Source organism: Okeania sp. SIO2B9 (assembly GCF_010672505.1).
In the GTDB taxonomy this organism is placed as follows: Bacteria; Cyanobacteriota; Cyanobacteriia; order Cyanobacteriales; family Microcoleaceae; genus Okeania; species Okeania hirsuta.
Map to the genome: position 1 here is coordinate 1 of NZ_JAAHGK010000300.1, position 6,583 is coordinate 6,583.

General features: G+C 37.0%; 7 protein-coding genes. 3 read left to right on the top strand and 4 right to left on the bottom strand.

Annotation, left to right across the window (positions count from 1 at the left end):
• The coding region (locus F6K13_RS12645; RefSeq protein ID WP_287287531.1) for an RNA 2'-phosphotransferase at window positions 1-308 on the bottom strand (308 nt) is incomplete at its 3' end.
• Window positions 309-1,124: 816 nt separating this feature from the next.
• Between F6K13_RS12645 and F6K13_RS12650 the strand changes: the two genes are divergently transcribed.
• Complete coding sequence (locus F6K13_RS12650) at window positions 1,125-1,400, top strand: transposase (protein WP_192901206.1); 276 nt, start codon at window positions 1,125-1,127, stop codon at window positions 1,398-1,400.
• A 755-nt stretch (window positions 1,401-2,155) separates the two neighbouring features.
• On the opposite strand, the gene metK is transcribed toward F6K13_RS12650, so the two are convergent.
• Window positions 2,156-3,415: a methionine adenosyltransferase gene (gene metK / locus F6K13_RS12655; protein WP_124147213.1), complete on the bottom strand. Its 1,260-nt coding sequence runs from the start codon at window positions 3,413-3,415 to the stop codon at window positions 2,156-2,158.
• A gap of 804 nt (window positions 3,416-4,219) precedes the next feature.
• Here metK and F6K13_RS12660 point away from each other — a divergent pair.
• Both F6K13_RS12660 and F6K13_RS12665 read left to right on the top strand, forming a co-directional pair.
• Window positions 4,220-4,288 (top strand): hypothetical protein, encoded by a 69-nt coding sequence (locus tag F6K13_RS12660; RefSeq protein ID WP_338043253.1) that lies wholly within the window; start codon window positions 4,220-4,222, stop codon window positions 4,286-4,288.
• Window positions 4,260-4,397, top strand: coding sequence for a hypothetical protein (locus F6K13_RS12665; protein ID WP_161564700.1), 138 nt, complete (start codon window positions 4,260-4,262; stop codon window positions 4,395-4,397). The genes F6K13_RS12660 and F6K13_RS12665 overlap by 29 nt, the downstream gene beginning before the upstream one ends.
• Window positions 4,398-4,447: 50 nt before the next feature.
• Here the strand turns inward: F6K13_RS12665 and F6K13_RS12670 are convergent, their stop codons facing one another.
• Window positions 4,448-5,182 carry an HAD family hydrolase gene (locus F6K13_RS12670; protein ID WP_124147215.1) on the bottom strand — a complete coding sequence of 245 codons (735 nt, stop codon included), beginning with the start codon at window positions 5,180-5,182 and terminating at the stop codon, window positions 4,448-4,450.
• Between the two features lie 294 nt (window positions 5,183-5,476).
• Window positions 5,477-6,583 (bottom strand): S1 RNA-binding domain-containing protein (locus F6K13_RS12675; RefSeq protein ID WP_287287532.1); only part of this gene is annotated, 1,107 nt, incomplete at its 5' end.

The following is a 6,583-nucleotide window of genomic DNA, read 5'->3' on the forward strand; positions in this document are numbered from 1 at the left end:
GTGCCATGATAAAGTATATCTGGAGGTTTGATTGCTTTTAGCTGTAAATCAACTGTTAAACTGTGTCCTTGATTAGCACGAATTAAAGTCTGAGTAGAGTCTAAAGAAAAGCGTTTTTTATCATTTTTTTCTACAACCTCATTTAATTCTATCTGAGTTATCGGAAAGTTATAATTTTGAGATGCTTTCAACAGTTCTTCAATGGCAACCCAACCATTAGCATCAAGTTTTATACCTATTTTATCCGGGCGATGTCTCAAAACCCAGCTCAGATACTTGCTGATTTTTTCTATAGGATAATTATTCATATTATTATTCTGATAATTCGTTATTTTTTCAAAATTAATATATTTATTTTTACTTATTCAACTGAGCAAACTAAGATAACTTATACTGTCTAGAAAATCAAATACAAAAGTCAAATTTAAATTATATACTACTTTTATATTACATTATAGATACAAAAAGTGTCAAGGATAGGTCATTTCAGTTATCAGTTAGCCTCCTGTCAACTGCCTTAAAAGTATTTCTGCAATAAGGAGACTTGACATAAGAAATACGCTCTTTTCTCTTGGTCGATCAGATATGGTGTTTGCTACCGCAAAGCTTTCCGTTCCGGAATGCTACCGCAAACGCTAACCGCCATCTCACCCTACAGGAAGCTGCGAAGATCGACCGCTTTTTATCCCCTAAAAAGGCTATGCTTTATAAACATCTTTCTTAGTATAAAACTTGACAAAATATACAAGTTATGTGCTAGCCTTTCAAAGATTTTTACCAGAGAAAAAGTGTATTAAAAAGTAGATTTTTCTTGATAACTTAAGTAGTTTTTCCGATCTAAATTGATTCTTTATCTCTTCTCCCCTGCTCCCTACTCCCCTACTCCCCTACTCCACACAAGGTTTTCAGGAGTTCCTTATAAGGGATACCTAAAAAGGGGAGGCTTTAGACCGGAATTTTTCGGTAAAAATGATATAATCTTTTTGATTCAATGGTGGTAAAGACAGAAAGCAAAAACTTATCTAAAATTTATCAAACTTACTCATAATTATAGCTATAAAACTAAAATGAGTAAATTTTATCAGTTGTTTATCCATTGAGTCGTTATCACCTACAATTAAGGCATGAAGCTAGTTGAACGTCATGTTATTACCAAATCACATAATTTGTGGTTAGCTTGTCACAACAAGGCTTTTTTGTCAAAAAATCTGTTCAATTTAGCCAATTATTATTATCGCCAACATTTCTTTTCTTATCAAAAGAAACTAAGCTTTAATCAACTGTATCATCTAGTATCTAATACTGATGATTATCAAGCTTTACCAACTAAAGTTAGCAAGCAAATAATCAGGAGATTAGACTCAGCTTGGAATAGTTATTTTGCAGCTTTAAGAGAGTGACAAAAACAGCCAAATAAATTTTTAGGAAAACCGAAATTTAGTGGAAAAAGAGTAACAATAGGGTTGTATAAAACCAGGGAAAATAAATTATTAAATGCAGATGTAAATAGGTCGTTGAACATTATTAAAAAAGTAATTCCTGATGTCTTGGACCAAGGAATAAAGGGTTTGCCGTTTAACCCTGTGGTGGTCGAACCACTAAGAACAACTAAGCTTTCAGGCTTTTGATTAAGTTTGAGTAAGTTTAGTTGAGCGGTAAAGTAGCTATACTTAAAAATAAGGCAAAATAAATAAAAATAAAAAAAGCAGACCGCTAATAACTGAATACTAATATGATATCCGTGTAATAAGTAATAAAAAACTTTCTTCTACTCTGGTCTCTTATTTCCTTCTCACTCCTGACTCCTACGGAAATGATTTAATTAGGGCTTGCTGATTAAATCTAAAAGCATTGACTGATATTGATTTCAGCCTTTTTTTGCCTTTAAAAAGTGCAAGTTTTTCGGTCTAAAGAGCTGCATAAAGCTAGTATTTTGGGATGATTATGGCAGAAAAATCAAGGGATAATTCTTCCTACTGCCTCCTCGCTCCCATACCCATTTCTCCTGTCTCCTGTCTCCTGTCTCCTGTCTCCTACCCCTACCAACAGACTTTATTCAGCAAACCCTAATTACTATAAAATAGCAACCAAAAGAAAGTTCTCTTGGTTGCTCAAAATCAGATATTATTTATAGTTCAAACTCTATAGACACTTATTATACTATAGAGGCTAACTGTGGACTAAATGCTTCCTTCAGTAACTCTACCTTATCTATTTGCTCCCAAGGTAAATCTAAGTCGTTACGCCCTAAGTGACCATAAGCAGCCACATCTTGGTAACAACGGCCTCCTCTTTCCGCAGGTAAGTTTCGGAGGTTAAAAGTTTGAATAATTCCTGCTGGACGAAGTTCAAAGTTTTCTTTAACTACCTCTAGTAACTTATCTTCATCTACTTTAGAAGTACCAAAAGTTTCAATCATCATGCTCACCGGTCTTGCTACTCCAATAGCATAACTAATTTGAACTTCACATTTTTCTGCTAGACCTGCTGCGACAATATTTTTTGCTATGTAGCGACAAGCATAAGCTGCGGAACGATCTACTTTTGTAGGATCTTTACCAGAAAAAGCTCCTCCACCATGACGGGAATAGCCACCATAAGTATCAATTATAATTTTACGTCCTGTAAGACCACAATCTCCCTGTGGACCGCCAATCACAAATTTACCAGTGGGGTTGACAAGGAAACGAGTTTGTGCATCTGGCTTAATCTCTATATCTGCAAATATAGGTTCCACAACATACTTCCAGAGGTCTTCTTTAATCTTTGCTTGAATTTCTGATAATTCTGTAATTTCCCCAATTGTAGCGGCGTGTTGGGTAGAAATTAAAATTGTATCAATACCAACAGGACGACCATCTTCGTAAGCAATAGTAACTTGGCTTTTGCCATCTGGCCGTAAATAAGAAAGTTGACCAGTTTTTCTAACTGCCGCTAGTTGACGACAAACGCGGTGCGCCAAACTGATAGGTAAAGGCATTAATTCAGGAGTTTCATTACAGGCGAAACCAAACATCAATCCTTGGTCTCCTGCACCCACTGCATCAAGTTCTTCGTCACTTAACTGCTCGCGAGTTTCTTGGGCCTTGTCTACCCCTTGAGCAATGTCTGCAGATTGCTCATCTAAAGCCACTAATACTGAGCAACTATCTGCAGAAAAACCATTTTCTGCATAAACATAGCCAATATCAGCAATTTTTTTTCTAGCTAATTCTATGTAATTTACTTGGGCCTTAGTGGTAATTTCACCAGTAATTAGGACTAACCCGGTGTTAACTACTACTTCAGCAGCTACACGACTCTGAGGGTCTTGGGTCAGTAGAGCATCTATAATAGTATCAGAAATTTGGTCGCAAATTTTATCTGGATGTCCTTCAGTAACAGACTCAGAAGTGAATAAGTAACGACTAGACAATAGTAGTTCCTCCTAATATTTTTCCAGGGATTAGCCGTTCAATCAACTTCAGCTTAGGGAGTTAAGGTTGTAAAAAATAACTACTTTCTACTATCTGTGAAGTCGGATGATTTTAAACGGCCTCACCTGAGATTATTTTTACTTGTCAATACATTTTTTTGGCCAGAAGCAGAAAATTCTAGATTACTTTTTACAGTCTCTAAGCTAAAAGTTGTTTTCTACTATAACAGGCGGTTGGTTATGCAAATACACAAATAATTAGGGTTTGCCGAAAAAAGCAGAGTGTGGGAAATTTGCGGAGGGTAGGGAGAAAGATAAAGTAGGAAGAATCATTTTACCTGTATCTTTCTGTGCTTGTCTGCCCAAAGTCCTAACTTTTTGGTCACTCAAGCTGAAAACTTGGCACTTTTTTTCGCTCCAAAAAGGCTAAAACTTTATATATATCAGTGCTTTTAGATTCGGTCGGTAAACCCTAATTAGGGTTTGCGCTCAAAAGTCTTTTTGTGAAGATGGGAGTAGGGAGTAGGGAGTAGGGAGTAGGGAGTAGTTAAGAGTCAGGAGGAATGGGAATTATAGAGGAGGTAGAAGTAACAATTATCTCTTAATTTTTCTGTCCTACTCAACTTTTTCTGCTAACTTTTTGCGCCTTTTTGACCTCAAAGCTGCTACAATTTTGGGACTAAAAATTGCTTTTAGCAATATCAGTCAATGCTTTCATATAATTTCAGCAAACCCTAATTAATCTCGTAGCCAAGTAAATGTCGCGACTTGTATATATTCTTTTTACCTAAGTATTGCTCAGAAATGAACCCAATTGAGCTGGAGTGGAAGCATCTCAAGAAAGATGAATTATCTATCAGGTCAAATGTTTGATGACAAGTTAGATCTTGCTTATGCAGTAATTGACGGTATTCAAGCTAGGGGAGAAAAGGGAAACTACAGTACGGAACGTTTTAAATTTTACTCAAATCAAACTGCTTAAAATTTCTTTACATACTTTGGTTTTTTTTCACCGACTTACTTAATTTCTATTTACAATACTTTGATTTCTTCTAAATGGGCGATCGCTACATCTGCTCCCTGTAAATAGTTAACTTCTGACTTGCCCCAACAAATTCCGATACAACCTGCTGCTCCTGCTTTTTTAGCCATTTCTATATCCATGGGAGAATCTCCCACCATTAATACTTTATCTGGTGTAACTCCCAATTTTTGGCAAGCTTGTAAGAATAGTTCTGGATCTGGTTTACTTGGACCATCATCAACCCCCATTTCTAGTTGGATATAATCTTTGAGTTGATAGTATTTGACAAAATTTTGTACTGCTTTTGTGGAAGCTGCAGATAATATGCCCAGTTTTATACCCTTTTCCCAGAGATACTTTAGCACTTCCAGACTTCCTATAAATATAGGAGAAGGTTCAGATTGTGGCAAGATTTTTTCAGCTTCCTCAAAAGTCTCTTTGGCAATAGCTAGTGACTCTAACCATCCTCGACCTGTTTCAGCAATATAAGCTGCTGCTGCAATTTCATTTTCTCGCCTACTTCCAACTGCCATTAATCCTGTCGGGTTAAGATTTTGTCCATCAATCCCGAAAGACATTAGTAATGGTTCTCCAATTCCTGGAATTTTAGCGTCGATGAGGCGAGCTAGCTTTTGTCCTAAATTTCTGAGAAACTCTTGGGAGTTTTCCAAAGTGCCATCTTTATCAAAAATTATTGCTTGAATATCTTGGAATATTACATCTCGGCAGTTAATAGCTACCATTCTTTAAAATAGGAAAAAATATATTTTTAATTATTACTATAGCAATGTGCGCTGGCATATTTACAAATTACAAGAGGTGTCCAATAGCTAAAAGTCTTATATTATCAGCTTTTTATTCCTCCTGTTGCCAGATGAGCTGTTGCCTGTTGCCTGCGCACAGCGCTATAGAGTTTATTCTGATTAAGAATATCAAGTCAGCAGGATATAGGGAGTAGTTATAAGTTATTTTTGATTTAGTTATTTTCTAACTTATTCTTTTATTTACTCCCTATTCACCTACTAACCTCAATCTACTTATTCTACAGTTGCTGCTGATTTTTCTTCATCTTCTGTTGTTTCTGCTGTCGCTTCAACTTCAGGTGCTTCTGTTGTTTCTGTTGTTTCTACCGTCGCTTCAACTTCAGGTGCTTCTGTGGTTTCTACTGCTGCTTCAACTTCAGGCGCTTCTGTGGTTTCTACTGCTGCTTCAACTTCAGGCGCTTCTGTGGTTTCTACTGCTGCTTCAACTTCAGGCGCTTCTGTGGTTTCTACTGCTGCTTCAACTTCAGGTGCTTCTGTGGTTTCTACTGCTGCTTCAACTTCAGGCGCTTCTGTGGTTTCTACTGTTGCTTCCACTGTTTCTTCAATCGTCTCTCCCCGTTGTGCCGCCAGCATTTTTTCTCTAAACTTAGCCGCCATTTCTTCTGCTTGGTCATATACGAGTTGTGGATTTTTGACCATTGCCCCTGGTTCTGGTTCTAGTTGCTTAGTTGACAGAGATATTCGACCTCTGTCAGAATCTAGGTCAATGATCATAACTTTTAGTTCATCATTGACCTTTAGTACGCTACTAGGAGTTTCAATATGGTCGTGAGATATTTCTGATATGTGCAATAGGCCACTAACACCACCAATATCAATAAAGGCACCATAGGGCTTAATACCACGAACTGCTCCTATAACTACCTCTCCCACTTCTAAACGATTCATCTTCCGCTCAACTAAAGCGCGACGATGACTTAGAACCAAGCGATTACGTTCTTCGTCTACTTCTAAGAATTTCAGAGGCAATTCTTCGTTAAGTAAATCTTCTTTTGGTTTACGCGTACTAATATGTGAACCAGGAATAAATCCACGCAGTCCTTCTATCCTAACTAAAGCACCACCACGGTTTGTTGCAAATACTTGTGAGCGTACTGTTGCATCTTCAGCTTGTAATTGTCGGACCCTTTCCCAGGCCCGCATATATTCTATTCGTCGAATGGATAAAGTTAGCTGTCCATCTTCATTTTCATATGTTAAGATAAAAAATTCTCTTGTTTCATTTGACTGTATAACTTCTTCAGGGTTTTCGACCCTATTGATTGACATTTCCTGGATAGGGATATAAGCAGCAGTTTTTGCTCCAATATCAATCAATGC